The organism is Mesorhizobium sp. WSM4806 (genome assembly GCF_055811635.1).
Genome location: NZ_JBVVQZ010000019.1, coordinates 41,546 through 61,073 on the forward strand (window position 1 = coordinate 41,546; position 19,528 = coordinate 61,073).

A 19,528-nucleotide genomic window follows, 5' to 3' on the forward strand; every position below is an offset into this window, starting at 1 on the left:
GACAGGACATGGACGCGCGCAACGACATGCTGAGGCTCTTGCACGGCCGCAGGCAAGGCTATTCGCTCGAGCAGCCCTTCTACACCGATCCAGATTTCTTCAAGCTCGACATGGAGCTGATCTGGTATCGCGACTGGCTGTTCATCGGCCACGATTGCGAGTTGCCGAAATCTGGCAGCTATATCACCGCCCAGATCGGCGACTATCCGGTCGTGCTGGTCCGCGACCAGCAAGGCAAGATCAATGCCTTCCACAATTCCTGCCGGCATCGCGGCAGCCGTGTCTGCAATGCCGACAAGGGCACTGCGGCGAAGCTGGTCTGCCCCTATCACCAGTGGACCTACGAGCTGGACGGCCGGCTGTTGTTTGCTCGCCAGATGGCAGACGGCTTCGACAAGAGCCAGTTCAGCCTGAAGCCGGTGGCTTGCGAAAGCGTTGGCGGCTACATCTTTATCTGCCTGGCCAACGAGCCGGCCGACTTCGCGCCGATGCGCGCCATGATCGAGCCTTACCTCCTGCCGCACCGGCTGCGCGAGGCAAAAATCGCCTTCGAATCGACCATCGTCGAGAAGGGCAACTGGAAGCTCGTCTGGGAGAACAACCGCGAGTGCTACCATTGCGCCGGCAACCATCCGGAACTCTGCAAGACATTCCCGGAAGCGCCGACCGTCACCGGCGTGCAGGGCGCCGACAGCGATCCAGAGATGCTCGCGCACTGGGCGAAATGCGAGGCGGCGGGCTTGCCGAGCAAGTTCCGCATCGATCCGGCCGGGCAGTATCGCGCCACCCGCGCGCCGCTGCTGCGCGACGCCGTCAGCTACACGATGACGGGAAGACGCGCGGTGAAGAAGAACCTTTCCGACAGCGTTTCGACCGACCGTATCGGCTCGCTGCTGCTCTATCACTATCCGACGAGTTGGAACCATATCCTCGGCGATCATGCCGTCACCTTCCGCGTGCTGCCGATCAGTGCCACGGAAACGGCCGTCACCACCAAATGGCTTGTCCACAAGGACGCGGTCGAAGGCGTCGATTACGACCTCGCCGAACTCACCCATGTCTGGACCGAGACCAACGACCAGGACCGTCGCATTGTCGAGGAAAACGCCTTCGGCATCCTGTCGCCGGCCTATGAGCCCGGCCCCTATTCGGAACTGCATGAGGGCGGCGTCATCCAGTTCGTCGAATGGTACGCCTCCTTCATCGGGCCGCGCCTTGCCGAGGCCGGGCGGCCGGCGCTGCGCAGCGTCGCCTGAACGAGGTCAAGGGGATGAATGCGATGACGGACCTTGGCCTCTACCGCCATCTCGACGAGATGGCGCCCTGGAACGACAGGCTCCAGGTGCTGGAAGTCATCGGCGTCAGCGACGAGGCGCCTGACGTGAAGACCTTCACCTTCCGCTCTGACAACCAGACCTGGTTCCGCTACAGACCGGGGCAGTTCGTGACGCTGGAACTGCCGACCACCGAGGGCCCGATGATGCGGACCTATACGCTGTCGTCCTCGCCGTCGAGGCCGTTCTCGATCGCGGTGACGGTGAAAGCGCAGGCCGGCAGCCTCGGCACCCGCTGGATGTTCGACAATCTGAAGCCCGGCGTTCACGTGAAGGCCTATGGGCCGGCGGGCGACTTTTCGCTGCACAGCCATCCAGCGGCCAAGTATCTGTTCATTTCGGCCGGCTCAGGCGTGACGCCGATGATGTCGATGCTGCGCTGGCTGAACGACTGCGCGCCATGGACAGATGTCGGCTTCGTCAACTGCGCGCGAAAGCCCGAGGAGATCATCTTCCGCAAGGAGCTCGAGCTGCTCGGCAGCCGCATGCCGGGCCTGACGCTCGGCTTCATGATCGAGGAGCGGTCCAGCCGTGAGGGCTGGTTCGGCCATATGGGCCGGATCGACGCGATACGGCTGCCGCTGCTGGCGCCCGATTTTCGCGAGCGCGAAATTTTCTGCTGCGGCCCCGACCCGTTCATGCGCGCCGTGCGGCAGATGCTAGAGGCGGCCGGCTTCGACATGGCCAACTACCATCAGGAGAGCTTTGCGGCCCCGGCGGTGGAGGAAATACCGGCTCCGTTCGGTTCGCCGGCAGAGGGTGGGCCGGCAGAGGGCGGGATCGAAGTACCTGCCGAGGCCGCAACGCCGATCCGCTTTTCGGTTTCGGATATTGACGCCGACTGCGTTGCCGGCCAGACCGTGCTGCAGACGGCGCGCGCTTCGGGCGTACGAATTCCCGCAGCCTGCGAGTTCGGCCTGTGCGGAACCTGCAAGGTGAAAAAGGTCTCGGGCACAGTCGAGATGAGCCACAATGGCGGCATCCTCGATCACGAGATCGACGACGGCTTCATCCTTGCCTGCTGTTCGAAGCCGCTGACGGCGCTCGAGATCGACGCCTGACCGGGGAGCTTAAACCCCGTAGCGCTCGGTGCGGATGAGGCTTGCCGGAACGCCGGCATCGATCAGCGCCTGGGCGGCGGCCGACACGAAGGCATTCGAGCCGCAGACAAAGGCGAACCTTGGCGGTGCGGGCAGCCGCAGCATCGATTGCTCCATCATCGCAACGTCGATCCGCCGCGAATAGTCTGACGGGCGCCGGGCGGCCTCGCGGGTCAGCGCCAACACCAGATCGAAGCCGTCCCGGCGATCGTGGAAGTCGATCAGCTCGTCGCGAAAGATCACCTCGTCCCAGACCCGTGCGGAAAATACCAATGCCACGGGCACCGCCGATCTGCGCGCGGCGCGATGGCGGATCATCGCCATCAGCGGTACCACGCCGGACCCGCCGCCGACCAGCAGAAGCGGGCCGCCGTCGCTGTCGGACCAGACGAAGTGGCCACCGAGCGGTCCGCGCAACTCGACCTCGTCGCCAACCGCCGCGATATCGTGGAAGAAGGGCGAGATCTCGCCATCATCGAGCCTTTCGATCGCCAGCTCGATCGTCTCGCCGGCTTCCGACGCCGAGGCGATTGAGTAGGAGCGGCGCGCCTGATAGCCGTCCGGCGCCGTCAGCCTGACATCGACATGCTGCCCGGCACGATAGGCGAAGGGCCGCGACGGCTGGAGGAAAAAGCTGGTGACGCGCGGCGTGCGCTTTTCGATGCGGGCGATGGTCACCGTGTGCCAGGGCGACTGCGCCGCCGGCGCGTCGCTCATGGATCGCCCGTATAGCGCTGCTCGCGCCACGGGTTGCCATAGATGTGATAGCCGCGCAGCTCCCAGAAGCCGGGCTCGTCGCGCTCGGTGAACTGCAAGCCGTTCAGCCATTTGGCCGACTTCCAGAAATAGAGATGCGGAACCAGCAGCCGCGCCGGGCCGCCATGGTCCGGCGTGATCGGCTTGCCTTCGTAAAGCAGTGCCACCATTGCCTTGCCGGCAGTGAGATCCTGCGTCGGCACGTTGGTTGTATAGCCGTCGAAGGACAGCGCCAGCGTGAAGGCGGTCGGTGGCTCGATGCCGGCATCCGCCAGAATATCGTCGACCAGCACACCCTGCCACGCCGTGTCGAACTTGGTCCACGCGGTGACACAATGGATGTCGCGCGTCATCTTGGTCAAAGGCAGCGCGTTGAACTCTGTCCAGTTCCACGTCTTGATCGGCCGCGGTCCGTGCTTGAGCGTGAACGACCAGTCCTCGGTGCGCACAGGCGGCGTCGGCCCGGCCGACAGCACGGGAAACCCTTGCTCGAGATACTGCCCCGGCGGGATACGCGCATCCGCATGGGCTTTCGTCCTGAAGAGAAACCGCGGGTGACCATCGAGACAATCCGTTTGCATCAGGCGGCCTGTCGGCCTTCACCAATGTTGTCAAAGATACTCTGGCGGGCAACCAGATTCTTGGCTTATGCGCCGTCTGTTCGCCTGAGATAACCGGCGGCGATCTCGCGCATCCGTTTGGCGTCGAAGCTTGGTCCATGGCCGCCATGGCCGATGCTGACAGGCAGATCGAGCAGCCGCTGCATGGTTCGGCGATAGGCTGATCGGTCGGAATCCGGCAGGTCGTCGATCAGCAAGGCGTCGTAGATGGCGTCGCCGGCGAAGAACAGGCCGTCGGCCTCATCGAACAGCGCAATCGAATCCGGCGAATGGCCGGGCAGATGCAGCACCCGGAATTGCCGGTCGCCAAGGTCGACCAGATCGCCCTCGTCAAGCGTCCGCGTCAGCGGCGCCGGCTGGATTCTGTATTCGGCCGCTCTCCAGCCCGGTGCCGGCAGCTTCGAGACCGCGCCGTCGAGATCATGAAACATGTGGGCGTAGGTGACGGCGTCATCCATGCTGTCGAATTGCGCAGCACTCATCCTCGGCCCGGCTCGCAGCGGGAATTCGTGCAGCGAGCCGACATGGTCGAGGTGGATATGGGTGGCGACGACGAGCAGCGGCTTGCCATCAGGCGTGTCGATCTCCGGCGCCAGCGGGCAAATCCCCATGCCGGTGTCGACAAGCAGGTCGACGTCGCGGCCGCGCAGATGCCAGATGTTGGCGCGCACGAAATCATGCACGAACGGCTCGGTCAGCATCGTCGTATCGGCGTCGATGACGGTCTTGCTGAACCAGTCACGCATCACGAAGATTCCGGCATCAGAAGCAAGCCGGCTCAGACGAACGGCTTTCCGACCTTGTACTTTTCGGGAACCAGCCGCTTCAGATAGGCCATTCCTGCGTCGGAGAGCTGGTTGGCATCCGGCAGCATGAAATCGTCGGGCATGTGACGGGTCTTGCCGGCAACGTTTTTCAGCGGCACCTTGTTCAGCACGGTTTTCTCGCCGTCATATTGCAGTGCCACCGAGCCGCCGCCCTGTTCGGCGACAGCGACCGCAAAGACGCCGGCATCGAAGGCTTCCTGCGCATCGACGGCGTTGATGGCGCCGACATAGCCGCGCGGCATGTAGCCGAGCGCATCGACGCGTGCCCGCTTGCCCGGCAATCCTTCGGCCAGCGCGCGCTCGAGGGCGGCCGGCAGGTCGCTGCCCGACAGCTTGACGTTGCCATGCGCATCGCGCTCCAGTTTGTCCGGCGGGACAAGACTTTCGACCAGCGCCTTGCCGTCGGCTGTGCTGACGCCTTCGGAGACTGCGACGATGCAGCGCTTGTGGCGATCGAGCGTGGCGCGCACGTCGTCGATAAAGGCTGAAGCCGAGAACGGTCGCTCCGGCACATAAACGAGGTGCGGGCCGCTGTCGGGATCAAGCTGCCATGCGGCGGCGGCGGCGGTGAGGAAACCGGCATGCCGCCCCATGACGATGCCGACATAGATGCCGGGCAGAGCACGGAAGTCGAGGTCGACCGAGAGAAAGGCGCCGGCGACGAACTCGGCTGCCGAAATGAAGCCCGGCGTGTGGTCGTTCTCCTCGAGATCGTTGTCGATGGTTTTCGGCGCATGGACGAAAGCCATCTTGCCGCCGGCGGCGTCGGTCAGGATCTGCTGCGTGCCGGACGTGTCGTTGCCGCCGATATAGATGAAGGCATCGGCGCCAGCCTTCTTCAGGCCGTTGAGGATGATTTCGCAATAGGCCTCGTCCGGCTTGTCGCGCGTCGAGCCAAGCGCGGCGCTCGGCGTCGCCGCAATCAACCGCAACCGGTCCTCAGGGATAGCCGAAAGATCGACATAGTTGCCGTCGCGGATGCCGCGCACGCCATGGATGGAGCCCAACACCTTGGCGCCGGGATGCCGCCTGCGAATCTCGAGTGTGGCGCCCACCACCGTCTGGTTGATGACGGCGGTCGGGCCGCCGCCTTGCGCGATGACAAAAGTTCCGGACATGCTTCACGTCTCCCGAGCAGTGACTTTGCAGGCACATTCGCCTGTCTTGCGAGATCGCGCAACGGGAGAGTCGAGCGGCCGCGTCAGCCGCCTCGAGTTCAGACGATGACCGGGAGGGTCAGACGACGACGACCGGGTTCTTCCTGGAGACGCGGCTGTAGAGGTCGATGATGTCCTGGTTGATCAGGCGAACGCAGCCCGACGACATCGCCTGGCCGATGCTCCACCATTCGGGCGAACCGTGGATGCGGTAGCCGGTGTCCTGGCCGTTCTGGTAGATGTACAGCGCACGCGCGCCGAGCGGGTTGTCGAGGCCGCCGGGCTGCCCGGCCTGCCATTTCACCAGTTCCGGCTTGCGGGCGATCATCTCGGCCGGCGGCCTCCAGGTCGGCCATTCCTTGCCGTACTGGATGTTGGCGCGGCCGGACCAGCGAAAGCCTTCCTTGCCGATACCGACGCCGTAACGGATAGCGTCACCGCCGGGCTGCACCAGGTAGAGCAGCCGCTCCTGCGAATGGACGACGATGGTGCCGGGCTGCTCGCCGGTCGGGTCGACGACGATCTGGCGGCGGAACTCCGGCTTGACCTTGAGGTAGGGCACTTCCGGCAGCGTGAAGCCGCCGTCTGTGACGGAGGCATACATCACACCAGGGCTGGTGATGTTCTTGTCGACGCTGATGCTCGGGCGGACAGGGGTAATCGCGCCGGTGGTGACGCCGTCGAGTTGCAGCGCCGACAGGTCGAGCGTCTGGCTGCAGCCGGCGACGCCGAGCAGCCCCAGCGCACCGGCGCCGGACAACACTGCGCGGCGGGAAAGCTGGATTTCGGAAATTTCGATTTCGTCGCCATTGTGCGGCGGCGTCAGACCTTGCGGCAACTCGCGCATCTACGCAAACCCTACGCTGTCGGCGGGAAACACAGTCCGGCCGGATAGAGTGCATTTTCACCAATCATGGTTGAAAAAGCGTGAAGAACCGTCGCCTGATGTTAACCAGGGGCATTTTCGATTTTTGCCCCTTTACATCTTTGTGAGCCCAAGGATTTATCCTCTTCTTTGAGCTCAAGGAGACGAACATGTCCTTCGAAAACTGGGCCGCCTTTGCCGCCGCCTCGACGATCCTTCTTGTCATTCCCGGCCCGACCATCCTTCTGGTCGTATCCTATGCGCTCGGCCAGGGCTGGCGCACCGCGCTGCCGATGGCGGTTGGCGTGGCATTTGGGGATTTTACCGCGATGACGCTGTCGATGCTGGGCATCGGCGCGCTGCTGGCGGCGTCGGCCACCGTGTTCACGTTGCTGAAGGTGGTCGGCGCCGGCTATCTGATCTATCTCGGCATAAAGCTGTTTCGCGCCGGCGGCACGCTCAAGGCCGAGCCGCGCCTGGACGCGGTGTCCTCGGCCAAGATGATGGCGCATGCCTGGCTGGTCACCGCGCTCAATCCGAAAAGCATCACCTTCTTCGTCGCCTTCCTGCCGCAGTTCCTAGACCGGCATGCCGATTTCTGGACGCAGATGGTGATCTTCGAGACGACTTTCCTGGCGCTCGCCTTCGCCAATGCCTTCGGTTACGCGCTGATCGCCGCAAGGGCACGCAACGTCGTTCGCAACCCGACGGCGATCCGCATCTTCAACCGCACCGGCGGCACGCTGCTGGTCGGCGCCGGCATCGCCACAGTGGCGATGCGCTCGGGCAATTGAGGACATGACGTGGCAGTCAGGGACGCATTCGGGCTGACGTTTTCGGGCGCGACGGAGGCCGGGTTCTCGTCCTACAGCCAGGCCGTGCGCGAACTGCAATGCTTCATCGGCGACCCGGCCGGCTCGGTCGATCGCGCCATCGCCGAGGATCCTGGCTTCGTCATGGCGCATGTGTTCAAGGGCTATCTCTTCGGCCTCGCCACCGAGCGCGAGGCGGCAGCCGTGGCCAGGACATGCCACGAGGCGGCACTGCCGCTTGCCGCCACGCCGCGCGAGCAGGCGCATGTCGCAGCACTTGGCCATCTTGCCGCAGGATGCTGGCATGAAGCCGCTCGTCTGCTCGAGGATATCGCCATCGAGTTTCCGCCCGATGCGCTGGCGCTGCAGACCGGGCACCAGATCGATTTCTTCACCGGCAATGCCCGCATGCTGCGCGACCGCATCGGCCGCGCGCTGCCGTCGTGGCAGAGCGGCATGCCGGGCTACCACGCCGTACTCGGCATGCAGGCGTTCGGGCTGGAGGAAATGGGCGACTATGCGCGCGCCGAAAAGCTTGGCCGCATGGCAGTCGACATCGAGCCGCGCGACGGCTGGGCGCAGCACGCCGTCGCCCATGTCATGGAAATGCAGAGCCGGCAAAGGGACGGCATCGCTTGGATGCGCGCCAACCCCGACGCGTGGACGCGTGAAAGCTTCCTGAAAGTGCATAATTGGTGGCATCTGGCGCTGTTCCACTACGATCTCGGCGAGACCGACGAGGCGTTGGCGCTCTATGACGGCCCAATCTACGGCGAACGCTCGACGCTGGCGCTCAACATGGTCGATGCTTCGTCTATCCTGTGGCGGCTGCATCTCGGCGGCGTCGATGTCGGCGGCCGCTGGGCGGCACTCGCCGCCAACTGGGCCAAGGCCAGCGCCGGCAACTATGCCTTCAACGATGCCCACGCAATGATGGCCCTCGTCGGCGCCGGCCAAGAGACGCCGGCTCGCACCTTGCTCGAGGCGCAGCACGAGGCCATGCACGCCAACGACGACAACGCCGCCTTTACCCGGGATGTCGGCCATCCCGTGACGCTCGCCATCAAGGCGTTCGGCGACGGCAATTATGCCGAGACGGTCCGCCTGATCCGGCCCATCCGGGCGATCGCCCACCGCTTCGGCGGCAGCCACGCGCAGCGCGACGTCATCGACCTGACGCTGATCGAGGCTGCGCTGCGGTCGGGCGACCGTGCATTGGCAAGGGCACTTGCCGCGGAACGCGCGCTGGCGCGGCCCGACAGCCCGCTGTCGGCGCTGCTTTCGCGGCGGGCTGCCGATTTCTCGGAGAATTGACCGGAGGCGGATCTTGTCTTAAAAACTGCCAAGTCAGATTTTTTCGAGAGCCGAAAAAATTAATGACAATGGGAGGACACCATGTATCTCGGCCTCGATCTGGGCACGTCGGGCGTCAAGGCGCTGTTGATCGATGCCGGGCAGAGCATCATCGGCTCCGGCCACGCGTCACTCGACGTGTCTCGGCCGCACTCCGGCTGGTCGGAGCAGAACCCCGCCGAGTGGATCCGCGCCTGCGAGGGAGCGATCGCCGAGCTCAAAGTTTCTCATCCAGAACAGCTCGCCGCCGTCAAAGGAATCGGCCTCTCCGGCCAGATGCATGGCGCTACATTGCTCGATGCCGGCGACCAGGTGCTGCGCCCCTGCATCCTGTGGAACGACACGCGCAGCCATGCCGAGGCCGCCAAGCTCGACGCCGACCCGCGCTTTCGCAAGCTGACCGGCAACATCGTCTTCCCCGGCTTCACCGCGCCAAAGCTGGTCTGGGTGAAAAACAATGAGCCGGATATTTTCGCCAAACTGGCAAAGGTCTTGCTGCCGAAGGATTTCCTGCGGCTCTGGCTCACCGGCGAGCATATTTCGGAGATGTCGGACTCGGCCGGCACCTCTTGGCTCGATGTCGGCAAGCGAGACTGGTCATCCGACCTGCTTTCCGCCACGTCGCTCGACGAGAAGCAGATGCCGTCACTGGTCGAAGGCACTGAGAAGGCCGGCGCGTTGCGCAGCGAACTGGCCTCGAAATGGGGGATGCAGGCGGGCATCCCGATCGCTGGTGGCGCCGGCGACAATGCGGCGTCGGCTTGCGGCATGGGCACGGTCGCCGCCGGCCAGGCCTTTGTCTCGCTTGGCACGTCAGGCGTGCTGTTTGCCGCCAATGCGGCCTATCTGCCCAACCCGGAAAGCGCGGTGCACACATTCTGCCACGCGCTGCCCGACACCTGGCACCAGATGGGCGTCATCCTGTCGGCAACCGATTCGCTCAACTGGCTGTCCGAGATATCAAGCAAAGGCGCCGGCGAGCTGACCGCCGAGCTCGGCGATACGCTGAAGGCGCCGACCGGCGTGTCCTTCCTGCCCTATCTCTCGGGCGAGCGCACCCCGCACAATGATGCGGCCATTCGCGGCTCGTTTACCGGGCTTGCGCATGAATCGAGCCGCGCCGTGTTGACCCAGGCCGTGCTGGAGGGCGTGGCTTTCGCCTTCCGCGACGGTCTCGAAGCCCTGGCCAAGGCCGGCACGACGCTGACGCGGGTGACGGCGATCGGCGGCGGCTCGCGCTCGCGCTACTGGCTAAAGGCAATCGCCACCGCGCTCGGCCTGCCCGTCGACATTCCCGCCGACGGCGATTTCGGCGCCGCCTTCGGTGCAGCGAGGCTTGGCCTGATCGCGGCGACGGGCGCCGATCCGCTCAGAGTGTGCACGGCGCCGGCCACCGATGCCACCATCGAGCCGGTCGCCGCGCTAAGCAACGCCTATGCGGATGCCTATCAGCGCTACCGCTTGCTTTACCCGGCTATCAAGGCGGCCACGGCGTGAGCGGTTTCCCACCCACGCCGCGGCCCGAGGTTTCCTCACTGTGCCGGGACCTTGTCGAGAAAGCCGGTGACGCTTTTCAGGCGGCCATTCTCGATGACGCCGATGTCGGTGCCTTCGATGACGGAATCGGTGCCTTCCGGCCCGAGATTCCACGAGAAGCGGATCGTGTCGCCAAACCCGTCCGGCTTGCCCTTCAGCGAGAACCGGAAGCCGGCAAATCGTTTTTGGACACCATCGATCAGTGCGGCGAGGCCATTGTGGCCGTCTCCCTGCATGATCGGATCACGGTAGCTGACGTCATCGGTGAAGGCCGCCTTGAGCAAGGCTTGCCGGCGCGCGGCGTCGCTCTCGTTCCAGGCGGCGATGTAGTTTTCGGCGATCGTGTTGAGGTCGGTCATGGTCTGTCTCCGTTGTTGGTTGGCTTCGACATGACCTTTTTCATCCAGCGCCAGCGCGAAACCAATTACGCCTGAGGTAATCAGGACGGAACCCTGAGAGGACAGACAGACATGACCAGCGGCTTTTTCGGCGACATCCAGAAGATCAAATACGAGGGGCCGGATTCGACCAATCCGCTGGCCTACCGGTTCTACAATCCCGATGAAATTGTCGCCGGCAAGCGGCTGGAAGACCATTTGCGCTTTGCCGTCGCCTACTGGCATTCCTTCGCCTGGCCAGGCGGCGATCCGTTCGGCGGCCAGACCTTCGAGCGGCCGTGGTTCGCCGAGGCCGGTGGCACCGACACGATGGAACTGGCCAAGCTCAAGGCCGATGTCGCCTTCGACATGTTTTCGCTGTTGGGTGTTCCCTATTTCTGCTTCCACGATGCCGATGTGCGGCCGGAGGGAAAAGATTTTTCTGAAAGTGCCGCGCGGCTCGACGAGATATCAGACTATTTTGCGGCGAAGATGAAGAAGACCGGGGTCAAGCTGCTTTGGGGCACGGCCAACCTGTTCTCCAATCGCCGCTTCATGGCGGGAGCCGCCACCAATCCCGACCCGGACGTCTTTGCCTATGCGGCAGCGACGGTCAAACACTGCATCGACGTCACCAAGCGGCTGAAGGGCGAGAATTATGTGCTGTGGGGCGGCCGCGAGGGCTATGAGACGCTGCTCAACACCGACCTTGCCCGCGAACAGGAACAGGCCGGCCGCTTCCTCAACCTGGTCGTCGACTACAAGCACCGGATCGGCTTCAAGGGCACCATCCTGATCGAGCCGAAGCCGCAGGAGCCGACAAAGCACCAGTACGACTATGACGTCGCCACGGTCTACGGCTTCCTGAAGCGCTTCGGGCTGGAGAAGGAGGTCAAACTCAACATCGAGCAGGGCCATGCGATCCTGGCCGGCCATTCCTTCGAGCATGAACTGGCGCTGGCCAATGCGCTCGGCATCTTCGGCTCGATCGACATGAACCGCAACGACTACCAGTCGGGCTGGGACACCGACCAGTTCCCCAACAACGTGCCGGAGATGGCATTGGCCTACTATCAGGTCCTGCAGGCCGGCGGCTTCAAGACCGGCGGAACCAATTTCGACGCCAAGCTTCGGCGACAGTCGCTCGATCCGCAGGATCTGCTGATTGGCCATATCGGCGGCATGGATTGCTGTGCACGCGGCCTCAAGGCCGCCGCTCGCATGGTCGGGGACAAGGCGCTGTCGGGACCGTTGGCCGAGCGCTATGCCGGCTGGAACTCGGCCGAGGCCAAGGCGATGCTTGCCGGCAAGCGGACGCTGGAGGAGATCACCGAGCGCGTCGTCAAGAAGAAGATCGAGCCGCAGCCGAGATCCGGCCGCCAGGAACTGCTCGAGAATATCGTCAACCGGTACGTATGAGGTGCCGCACCGGCGGGTCTGTTGACCGACCCGCCGGCCCGGAACAGCTTTGCGCGAGGGCGGAACCGACGACAAGGTTTTGCCTCGCACCGCCCCTCAATCGCCTCCCTCTTGCCTTCAAACAGCCGTCACGAATCTTGTATATGTGGTTCGTGGCGGGAACAGAAAGAAGGAGGCGAACCGATATGCAGCACGAACGCGAAATCGACGCCCTGCTCTCATCTGGCGAGGGATCGATCATCGACCGGCTGATGGCGCTGCCGCATCCGAAGGATGGCGCGCGCGGTGCAAACGAATGGGACCGCGCGGTCGCCAGCCGCTTCGAGACCCACCTTGCGAGACAGATGCGCTCGCAGATCGACGGCAAAAGCGACCGCCAGGACGCTGCCTGATCCCGACTATCTCCTGCGCAGCCTGACCGGCGCTTCGCCGAAAGCTCTTGAGAACGCCCTGGAAAATGCCGCGGCGGACGAGAACCCCGTTCGCCCGGCAATATCGGCCATGGCCACGCGCGTGTCGACCACCAGCCGGCGCGCTGCACCCAGCCGCAGCCTGAGATAATAGGCGCCCGGCGTCTCGCCGATCGACCTGCGAAAGATGCTTTCCAGCGTACGTGCCGTCACCCCGGCACGCTTTGCCACCGCGGCGATGGTCAAGGGCTGGTCGACGTGGGTTTCCATCAGCCGGATGGCTTGCGCAAGCCGCGGATCGTAGCCGTCGAGGCGGCCGAGCGAGACCAAAGGCTGCGCGTCGGTCGCGGCGCGTGCCTGGTCGTAGATGAAGACGCTTGCCACATCGAGCGCGACGGCCATGCCGAGCCGCGTGCGGATCAGATGCAGCATCAGGTCGAAGGTCGGCGAAGCGCCACCGGAGGTGAAGACCGGCCCGTCGATGACATAGCGGTCGGGGCGGACGTCGACATCGGGAAAGGCCGAGGAAAAATCCTCCATGTCCTCCCAATGGGTGGTGGCGCTGCGCCCTTCCAGCAGACCGGCGCGGGCGACCAGCCAGGTACCGGCTTCGACGCCGCCGCAGGCGCGTGCGGCGCGCCCCGCTCGGCGCAGGCCGGCAAGCAGGGCCGACGTGGCATAGTTCTGCGTGCCGAAACCGGCGACGACGACAAGCACATCCGTCGTATCCGCCGCATCGAAGCGGCCGCTGACCGCAACCGGCAGGCCGCATGTGGTGACCGGCGCTTCGCCGGTCACCGAAACCAGCCTGAAATCGAACAGCGTCTCGCCGGCAATACGGTTGGCGGCGCGCAGCGGATCGACGGCCGAGGCCACGCACATGATCGACGACCCGGAAAACACCAGCAGCGTCACCTTGAGCGGCAACCGTTCGGCGCGAAAGATCGACGACTTTTCGTTTTTCATCATACGCACTTCGTAAAATGCAAAACAGTTTCCGGCAAGTCAGGCATTGTTGCCATCTGTTCGATTGGGCCCATGTTTGATCGGGACCATCTGTGCTGATTGGGAGAAAAGTTGATGCCGCTTGCGATGAACCGTGAGGTCTTCATTACCTGTGCCATAACCGGGTCCGGCAGCTCGCAAGACCGCAGCCCGCATGTGCCGCGCTCGCCCAAGCAGATCGCCGATTCGGCCATCGACGCGGCAAAGGCGGGTGCGGCGATCGTCCACTGCCATGTGCGCGACTCCGAAACCGGCAGGCCGCGCCGTGACGTGCAGCTTTATCGCGAAGTGACCGAGCGCATCCGTGCTGCAGACGTCGACGTGGTGCTGAACCTGACCGCCGGCATGGGCGGCGACATGGTGTTCGGCTCGCCGGAAAACCCGCTGCCGCTGAACGAGAAAGCCACCGATATGGGCGGCGCCACCAACCGCGTAGAACATGTGCGCCAGTGCCTGCCGGAGATATGCACGCTCGACTGCGGCACCATGAATTTCGCCGAGGCCGACTATGTCATGACCAACACGCCAGGCATGCTGCGCGCCATGGGCGGCATAATGACGGCGCTTGGCGTCAAGCCGGAGATCGAGGCCTTCGACACCGGCCATCTGTGGTTTGCCAAGCAACTGGTCGAGGAAAAGGTGCTGGACCCGGATGCTCTCGTGCAATTGTGCATGGGCGTGCCATGGGGCGCGCCGGACGATCTCAACACTTTTATGGCGATGGTCAACAATGTGCCGTCAGGTTGGACCTGGTCGGCGTTCTCCATCGGCCGCAACCAGATGGCCTATGCCGCCGCCGCGGTGCTGGCCGGCGGCAATGTCCGCGTCGGGCTCGAGGACAATCTCTGGCTCGACAAGGGCGTGCTGGCAACCAATGCGCAGCTGGTCGAGCGGGCGGTCAGCATCGTGTCGAACATGGGCGCAAGGGTCATCGGCCCCGATGAAGTGCGCAAGAAGCTCAATTTGACGAAGCGCGCGCCGCTTTGAACAAGCAATCGGTAGGGAGGAGCCGCCGATGAAGACCGTGAAATTCACCGCAATGAAGGATGGCGACCGCGACGATTACGCGGCCCTCACCGAGCACGAGATCGACTATGCGGCGAAGACCGGCGAACGGCTGCTTGACGCGCTTGTCCAACTCGACGAAGGCCTGTCCGGCTACAAGATCACCCGGCTCGGCCATTCGCTGCAGGCGGCGACGCGCGCATGGCGCGACGGCGCCGACACCGACTGGATCGTCTGCGCCCTGCTGCACGACATCGGCGACGTCTACGCACCGTACAATCACGACGAATATGCAGCTTCGGTCCTAAAACCTTTTGTGCGCGAGCAGTGCACCTGGGTTGTGGAAAAGCACGGCGACTTCCAGCGCCTCTATTACGCCCACCATCTCGGCGGCAATCCGCATGCGCGCGACCGTTTCGCCGGCCACCTTTATTTCGACGATTGCGACCAGTTCTGTGAGCGCTGGGACCAGTCGAGCTTCGACCCCGACTACGAGACGTTGCCGATCGACTTCTTCCGGCCCTTCGTGCTCGAGGTGTTTGCGCGCAGGGCCTATGACCCCACCGTGATCCGCGCCGGCGAGCGCGTGCCTCTCATCGACCTGGAAAAAGCCAGGACAAGAACCGGAGCCTCCGCATGAGCATCATCACCAAGGCAGCTGCAATCGGCGGCGGCGTCATCGGCGCCGGCTGGGTGGCGCGACTGCTCTTGAACGGCATCGACGTGTCGATTTTCGATCCCGACCCCGAAGCCGCGCGCAAGGTCGGCGAAGTGATGAAAGGCGCGCGCCGCGCCTACAAGCAGATGCTGCCCGACGGCCTGCCAAAAGAAGGCAAATTGACCTTTGCCAAGACCATTGCCGACGCCGTCGCCGATGCCGATTTCATCCAGGAAAGCGTGCCGGAACGGCTCGACCTGAAACACCGCGTGCTGGCCGAGATCGACCTCTATGCGCCGGCCAATGCCATCGTCGGCTCCTCGACCTCCGGCATCAAGCCGACCGACATGCAGGTGGCGATGAAGAAGCATCCGGAACGGCTGGTCGTCGGCCATCCATTCAACCCGGTCTATTTGCTGCCGCTGGTCGAGATCGTCGGCGGCGAGCAGACCTTTCCCGAGGCGATCGAGGTCGCCAAGGAGATGTACGCCTCGATCGGCATGAAACCGGTGGTGATCCGCAAGGAGATCGAGGCGTTCGTCGGCGACCGCCTGCTGGAGGCGGCATGGCGCGAGGCGCTGTGGCTGATCAAGGACGGCATCTGCACGGTCGAGGAACTCGACGACATCATGCGCTATGGCTTCGGCCTGCGCTGGGCGCAGATGGGCATGTTCCAGGTCTACCGCGTCGCCGGCGGCGAGGCCGGCATGCGCCATTTCATGGCGCAGTTCGGGCCGTGCCTGAAATGGCCGTGGACCAAGCTGATGGATGTGCCGGAGTTCAACGACGAACTGGTCGACCTGATCGCCACGCAGTCGGACGATCAGGCGGATGGCCTGTCGATCCGCGAGCTCGAAAAGATCCGCGACGACAATCTGGTCGCCATCATGGATGCGCTCTCGAAGCAGAACAAAGGCAGGGGCTGGGGCGCCGGCGCCTTGCACAAGGACTATACCAAGCAGCTCGCCAAGCTTGCGGCGAAGAAGCCCACCGCCTCCAAGGCGGCCGAGAAGGCCAAGGCCGATAAGCCGAAGAAAAAGAAGAAAGGCTGAGACCATGGATTTTGGCCTCTCCGAGGAACAGAAACTGATCGTCGAGACGACGCGCGCCTTCGTCGAGAACGAGCTTTACCCGCATGAGCGCGAGGTCGAGCGCACCGGCGTGCTGCGCCGCGAGCTGATCGAGGAGATCAAGGCCAAGGCGATCGAAGCCGGGCTCTATGCCGCCAACATGCCTGCGGAGGTCGGTGGCGCCGGCCTCGATACGGTGACCTGGCTGCTTTACGAGAAGGAACTCGGCCGCGCCAATTACGCACTGCACTGGACCTGCGTGGCGCGGCCATCCAACATCCTCTTGGCCGGCACGCCGGAGCAGCGCGAAAAGTATCTCTATCCCTGCATTCGCGGCGAGAAGTGGGATTGCCTGGCGATGACCGAGCCGGGTGCCGGCTCCGATCTGCGCGGCATGAAGGCGACCGCGGTTCAGGATGGCGACGACTGGGTGCTGAACGGCACCAAACACTTCATCAGCCATGCCGATCTTGCCGATTTCGCCATCGTCTTCATGGCTTCGGGCGAAGAGGAGACGCCGCGTGGAAAACGCAAGAAGATCACCGCCTTCTTCGTCGACAAGGGCACCAAGGGTTTTACGGTGCGTGACGGCTACCGCAACGTCTCGCACCGCGGTTACACCAACGCCATCCTCGAATTCGACGATTGCCGGCTGCCCGGAGCCCAGGTTCTGGGCGAGGTCCACAAGGGTTTCGACGTCGCCAATTCATGGCTTGGTGCAACCCGCCTACAGGTCGGCGCCACCTGTCTCGGCCGGGCCGAGCGGGCGGTTGGCCATGCGATCGAATACGCCGCGCAGCGCCAGCAGTTCGGCCAGCAGATCGGCAAGTTCCAAGGCGTTTCGTTCAAGCTTGCCGATATGGCGACCGAACTGAAAGCGGCCGACCTGATGGTGTTCGAAGCCGGCTGGAAGTACGATCAGGGCACCGTCACCGATCAGGACATGGCCATGGCCAAGCTGAAGGCCACCGAGATGCTTGCCTTCGTCGCCGACGAGGCGATCCAGATCCATGGCGGCATGGGGCTGATGGATGATCTGCCGCTGGAGCGCATCTGGCGCGACGCCCGCGTCGAGCGCATCTGGGAAGGCACGTCGGAAATCCAGCGCCACATCATTTCACGGGCGCTGCTGCGCCCGTTTGGGGGCTGATAAATGCACAAACTTGAGCGCCTCTTGCGCCCGCGAACGATCGCCGTGTTCGGCGGCGCGCAGGCCGCCGCCGTCGTCGCGCAGTCGATCAAGATGGGCTTTGCCGGCGCGATCTGGCCGGTGCACCCGACCAAGGACGATGTCGCCGGCCGCAAGGCCTACCGCTCGGTGGCCGACCTGCCCGGCGCCCCCGACGCCGCCTTTGTCGGCGTCAACCGGCATTCGACCATCGAGGTGGTCAAGGCGCTGGCCGAGCGCGGTGCCGGCGGCGCCGTCTGCTTTGCCGCCGGCTTTCTCGAGACCGAGGCTTATGACGAGCATGGCGAGCGATTGCAGGCGGAACTGGTCGCTGCGGCGGGCCAGATGCCGATCATCGGGCCGAACTGCTACGGGCTGATCAATTATGCCGATGGCGCGCTTTTATGGCCCGACCAGCATGGCGGCATCAGGCTGGCCGAGGGTGGCCGCGGGGTCGCCATCATCACCCAGTCGTCGAACATCGCCATCAACATGACGATGCAGAAGCGCGGCCTGCCGATCGCCTTTCTGATGACCGCCGGCAACCAGGCACAGACCGGCCTTTCGGAAATGGCGCTCGGCCTGATCGAGGACGATCGGGTCACTTCGCTCGGCCTGCATATCGAGGCGTTCGATTCGGTAGCCGGCTTCGAAAGGCTGGCCGCGCGGGCGCGAGAGCTGAAGAAACCGATCATCGCCATGAAGGTCGGCCGCTCCGAGCAGGCGCGGCAAGCGACGGTGTCGCATACCGCGTCGCTGGCCGGCTCGGACGCTGCCTCGGGCGCCTTCCTGAAGCGGCTCGGCATCGCCCGCGTCGATTCCATCCCTGCCTTCATCGAGGCGCTCAAGCTGCTGCACGTCACCGGGCCCCTGCCCGGCTACCGGCTGTCGTCGATGAGCTGTTCGGGCGGCGAAGCGTCTGTCATGGCCGACAGCGCCGAAGGCCGCTGGGTCAATTTCCCGGCGCTGACCGACATCCACCGCGCCAACGTCAAATCGACGCTCGGGCCGCTGGTTGCGGTGGCCAACCCGCTCGACTACCACACCTTCATCTGGAACAACGAGCCGGCGATGACCGCCACCTTCACCGCCATGGTGTCGGGCGGCTTCGACCTCAACATGCTGGTGCTCGATTTCCCGCGCCCCGACCGCTGCTCCGACACCGACTGGTGGACGACGCTGCGCGCCTTCGAATCGGCGCTGAAGACCAACAAGGCGCAGGGCGCGATCGTCTCCTCGCTGCCGGAAAACCTGCCCGAGGAATACACCGCCGGGCTGATGGGACGCGGCATGGTGCCGTTGTTCGGCATTTCCGAAGCCATGGACGCCGCCCAGGCGGCCGCCTTCATCGGCTGGGCCTGGCGCGAGCCGCAGGCGCAGCCGATCGACACCTCCGCTTCCGGGGCGCCGGCCGGCGACCACGTCACGCCTGATGAGGCCGAGGCGAAAGCGCGGCTGATCGAGGCCGGGCTCCCCGTGCCGAGCGGTGAACGCGCCGGCAATGCGGTCGAGGCGGTCATCTCCTCGATGGCGCTCGGTTTTCCGGTTGCGCTGAAGGCTTTGGGCGTCACCCACAAATCCGAGCTTGACGCGGTTCGGCTCAACCTCAGGGACGCCGAATCCGTCAGCACGGCCGCCCATGATCTCGATGCGCTCGGCACCGGCCTCTATGTCGAGCGCATGGTGCGCGACGGCGTCGCCGAACTGCTCGTCGGCTTCACCCGTGACCCGATGTTCGGCGCGGTGATGACGCTGGGCACCGGCGGCGTGCTGGTCGAGCTGCTGCGCGACAGCGTCACGCTGATGCTGCCGGCGACCCGCGACGACATCGAGGCGGCATTGCGCGGGCTCAAATTGTTCCCGCTGCTCGAAGGCTATCGCGGCCGGCCCAAGGCCGATCTCGCGGCGGCCATCGAGGCGATATCGGGCATCGCCGCCTTCGTGCAGAAAAATGCCGGCGAGATCGAGGAGCTCGACGTCAACCCGCTGATCGTCTGCGCGCAAGGCAAAGGCGCCTGGATCGCCGACGCGCTGCTGGTGCTTGGAGAAAACTAGA

18 protein-coding genes and 1 pseudogene are annotated in these 19,528 nt (G+C 64.4%); 12 read left to right on the plus strand and 7 right to left on the minus strand.

Annotation, left to right across the window (positions count from 1 at the left end):
- Positions 1 to 8 precede the first annotated feature (8 nt).
- Both AC0L2M_RS25850 and AC0L2M_RS25855 read left to right on the plus strand, forming a co-directional pair.
- Positions 9 to 1,256: an aromatic ring-hydroxylating oxygenase subunit alpha gene (locus AC0L2M_RS25850; RefSeq protein ID WP_473536263.1), complete on the plus strand. Its 1,248-nt coding sequence runs from the start codon at positions 9 to 11 to the stop codon at positions 1,254 to 1,256.
- Between the two features lie 23 nt (positions 1,257 to 1,279).
- A complete protein-coding gene (locus AC0L2M_RS25855) occupies positions 1,280 to 2,395 on the plus strand; it encodes an FAD-binding oxidoreductase (RefSeq protein ID WP_128170386.1) in 1,116 nt (371 codons plus the stop codon).
- 9 nt (positions 2,396 to 2,404) lie between these two features.
- Here AC0L2M_RS25855 and AC0L2M_RS25860 read toward each other — a convergent pair whose 3' ends face one another.
- From AC0L2M_RS25860 to AC0L2M_RS25880, 5 genes and pseudogenes are all read right to left on the minus strand, one after another.
- The gene (locus AC0L2M_RS25860; RefSeq protein ID WP_473536264.1) at positions 2,405 to 3,151 is read right to left on the minus strand and encodes an FAD-binding oxidoreductase; all 747 of its coding nucleotides are present in this window, start codon (positions 3,149 to 3,151) and stop codon (positions 2,405 to 2,407) included.
- Positions 3,148 to 3,752: pseudogene (locus AC0L2M_RS25865) on the minus strand (molybdopterin-dependent oxidoreductase). The gene AC0L2M_RS25860 and the pseudogene AC0L2M_RS25865 overlap by 4 nt, the downstream one beginning before the upstream one ends.
- A gap of 84 nt (positions 3,753 to 3,836) precedes the next feature.
- Complete coding sequence (locus AC0L2M_RS25870; protein WP_128170383.1) at positions 3,837 to 4,556, minus strand: MBL fold metallo-hydrolase; 720 nt, start codon at positions 4,554 to 4,556, stop codon at positions 3,837 to 3,839.
- Positions 4,557 to 4,588: 32 nt separating this feature from the next.
- Positions 4,589 to 5,755: a diphosphate--fructose-6-phosphate 1-phosphotransferase gene (locus tag AC0L2M_RS25875; RefSeq protein WP_128170382.1), complete on the minus strand. Its 1,167-nt coding sequence runs from the start codon at positions 5,753 to 5,755 to the stop codon at positions 4,589 to 4,591.
- Positions 5,756 to 5,873: 118 nt separating this feature from the next.
- Entirely contained in the window at positions 5,874 to 6,641 is a 768-nt protein-coding gene (locus tag AC0L2M_RS25880) for a L,D-transpeptidase (protein ID WP_027151997.1), read from the minus strand.
- 188 nt (positions 6,642 to 6,829) lie between these two features.
- Here AC0L2M_RS25880 and AC0L2M_RS25885 point away from each other — a divergent pair, with 188 nt between their 5' ends.
- From AC0L2M_RS25885 to xylB, 3 genes are all read left to right on the plus strand, one after another.
- A complete protein-coding gene (locus AC0L2M_RS25885; RefSeq protein ID WP_128170381.1) occupies positions 6,830 to 7,453 on the plus strand; it encodes a LysE family translocator in 624 nt (207 codons plus the stop codon).
- Positions 7,454 to 7,462: 9 nt separating this feature from the next.
- Positions 7,463 to 8,785 carry a tetratricopeptide repeat protein gene (locus tag AC0L2M_RS25890; RefSeq protein WP_473536265.1) on the plus strand — a complete coding sequence of 441 codons (1,323 nt, stop codon included), beginning with the start codon at positions 7,463 to 7,465 and terminating at the stop codon, positions 8,783 to 8,785.
- An 81-nt stretch (positions 8,786 to 8,866) separates the two neighbouring features.
- A complete protein-coding gene (gene xylB / locus AC0L2M_RS25895) occupies positions 8,867 to 10,321 on the plus strand; it encodes a xylulokinase (RefSeq protein WP_473536266.1) in 1,455 nt (484 codons plus the stop codon).
- 35 nt (positions 10,322 to 10,356) lie between these two features.
- Here xylB and AC0L2M_RS25900 read toward each other — a convergent pair whose 3' ends face one another.
- Positions 10,357 to 10,719 (minus strand): nuclear transport factor 2 family protein, encoded by a 363-nt coding sequence (locus tag AC0L2M_RS25900; protein WP_023796865.1) that lies wholly within the window; start codon positions 10,717 to 10,719, stop codon positions 10,357 to 10,359.
- Between the two features lie 111 nt (positions 10,720 to 10,830).
- Between AC0L2M_RS25900 and xylA the strand changes: the two genes are divergently transcribed.
- Both xylA and AC0L2M_RS25910 read left to right on the plus strand, forming a co-directional pair.
- Positions 10,831 to 12,156: a xylose isomerase gene (xylA, locus tag AC0L2M_RS25905; RefSeq protein WP_473536267.1), complete on the plus strand. Its 1,326-nt coding sequence runs from the start codon at positions 10,831 to 10,833 to the stop codon at positions 12,154 to 12,156.
- A gap of 185 nt (positions 12,157 to 12,341) precedes the next feature.
- Entirely contained in the window at positions 12,342 to 12,548 is a 207-nt protein-coding gene (locus AC0L2M_RS25910; protein ID WP_023796867.1) for a hypothetical protein, read from the plus strand.
- A 6-nt stretch (positions 12,549 to 12,554) separates the two neighbouring features.
- Here AC0L2M_RS25910 and AC0L2M_RS25915 read toward each other — a convergent pair whose 3' ends face one another.
- Positions 12,555 to 13,535 (minus strand): GlxA family transcriptional regulator, encoded by a 981-nt coding sequence (locus AC0L2M_RS25915; protein WP_473536268.1) that lies wholly within the window; start codon positions 13,533 to 13,535, stop codon positions 12,555 to 12,557.
- Positions 13,536 to 13,646: 111 nt separating this feature from the next.
- Here AC0L2M_RS25915 and bcoG point away from each other — a divergent pair, with 111 nt between their 5' ends.
- The 5 genes from bcoG to AC0L2M_RS25940 are packed head-to-tail and all read left to right on the plus strand — an operon-like array spanning position 13,647 to position 19,527.
- Entirely contained in the window at positions 13,647 to 14,558 is a 912-nt protein-coding gene (bcoG, locus tag AC0L2M_RS25920; RefSeq protein WP_473536269.1) for a 3-dehydrocarnitine:acetyl-CoA trimethylamine transferase BcoG, read from the plus strand.
- Between the two features lie 28 nt (positions 14,559 to 14,586).
- The gene (locus AC0L2M_RS25925) at positions 14,587 to 15,216 is read left to right on the plus strand and encodes an HD domain-containing protein (protein ID WP_473536270.1); all 630 of its coding nucleotides are present in this window, start codon (positions 14,587 to 14,589) and stop codon (positions 15,214 to 15,216) included.
- Positions 15,213 to 16,286: a 3-hydroxyacyl-CoA dehydrogenase NAD-binding domain-containing protein gene (locus AC0L2M_RS25930; RefSeq protein ID WP_473536271.1), complete on the plus strand. Its 1,074-nt coding sequence runs from the start codon at positions 15,213 to 15,215 to the stop codon at positions 16,284 to 16,286. Before AC0L2M_RS25925 ends, AC0L2M_RS25930 begins: the two co-directional genes overlap by 4 nt.
- Positions 16,287 to 16,290: 4 nt before the next feature.
- Entirely contained in the window at positions 16,291 to 17,454 is a 1,164-nt protein-coding gene (locus AC0L2M_RS25935) for an acyl-CoA dehydrogenase family protein (protein ID WP_473536272.1), read from the plus strand.
- A gap of 3 nt (positions 17,455 to 17,457) precedes the next feature.
- The gene (locus tag AC0L2M_RS25940) at positions 17,458 to 19,527 is read left to right on the plus strand and encodes an acetate--CoA ligase family protein (RefSeq protein ID WP_473536273.1); all 2,070 of its coding nucleotides are present in this window, start codon (positions 17,458 to 17,460) and stop codon (positions 19,525 to 19,527) included.
- The last annotated feature ends 1 nt before the right edge of the window (position 19,528 follow it).

What these genes read in the sequence shown, in the direction of transcription:
- AC0L2M_RS25935 (WP_473536272.1), top strand. Translation starts at nt 16,291, where the DNA reads ATGGATTTTGGCCTCTCCGAGGAACAGAAACTGATCGTCGAGACGACG.
- AC0L2M_RS25915 (WP_473536268.1), bottom strand. Translation starts at nt 13,535, where the DNA reads ATGATGAAAAACGAAAAGTCGTCGATCTTTCGCGCCGAACGGTTGCCG.
- xylA (WP_473536267.1), top strand. Translation starts at nt 10,831, where the DNA reads ATGACCAGCGGCTTTTTCGGCGACATCCAGAAGATCAAATACGAGGGG.
- AC0L2M_RS25860 (WP_473536264.1), bottom strand. Translation starts at nt 3,151, where the DNA reads ATGAGCGACGCGCCGGCGGCGCAGTCGCCCTGGCACACGGTGACCATC.
- AC0L2M_RS25855 (WP_128170386.1), top strand. Translation starts at nt 1,280, where the DNA reads ATGACGGACCTTGGCCTCTACCGCCATCTCGACGAGATGGCGCCCTGG.
- AC0L2M_RS25885 (WP_128170381.1), top strand. Translation starts at nt 6,830, where the DNA reads ATGTCCTTCGAAAACTGGGCCGCCTTTGCCGCCGCCTCGACGATCCTT.
- AC0L2M_RS25875 (WP_128170382.1), bottom strand. Translation starts at nt 5,755, where the DNA reads ATGTCCGGAACTTTTGTCATCGCGCAAGGCGGCGGCCCGACCGCCGTC.
- xylB (WP_473536266.1), top strand. Translation starts at nt 8,867, where the DNA reads ATGTATCTCGGCCTCGATCTGGGCACGTCGGGCGTCAAGGCGCTGTTG.
- AC0L2M_RS25880 (WP_027151997.1), bottom strand. Translation starts at nt 6,641, where the DNA reads ATGCGCGAGTTGCCGCAAGGTCTGACGCCGCCGCACAATGGCGACGAA.
- AC0L2M_RS25900 (WP_023796865.1), bottom strand. Translation starts at nt 10,719, where the DNA reads ATGACCGACCTCAACACGATCGCCGAAAACTACATCGCCGCCTGGAAC.
- AC0L2M_RS25930 (WP_473536271.1), top strand. Translation starts at nt 15,213, where the DNA reads ATGAGCATCATCACCAAGGCAGCTGCAATCGGCGGCGGCGTCATCGGC.
- bcoG (WP_473536269.1), top strand. Translation starts at nt 13,647, where the DNA reads ATGCCGCTTGCGATGAACCGTGAGGTCTTCATTACCTGTGCCATAACC.
- AC0L2M_RS25940 (WP_473536273.1), top strand. Translation starts at nt 17,458, where the DNA reads ATGCACAAACTTGAGCGCCTCTTGCGCCCGCGAACGATCGCCGTGTTC.
- AC0L2M_RS25870 (WP_128170383.1), bottom strand. Translation starts at nt 4,556, where the DNA reads ATGCGTGACTGGTTCAGCAAGACCGTCATCGACGCCGATACGACGATG.
- AC0L2M_RS25850 (WP_473536263.1), top strand. Translation starts at nt 9, where the DNA reads ATGGACGCGCGCAACGACATGCTGAGGCTCTTGCACGGCCGCAGGCAA.
- AC0L2M_RS25925 (WP_473536270.1), top strand. Translation starts at nt 14,587, where the DNA reads ATGAAGACCGTGAAATTCACCGCAATGAAGGATGGCGACCGCGACGAT.
- AC0L2M_RS25910 (WP_023796867.1), top strand. Translation starts at nt 12,342, where the DNA reads ATGCAGCACGAACGCGAAATCGACGCCCTGCTCTCATCTGGCGAGGGA.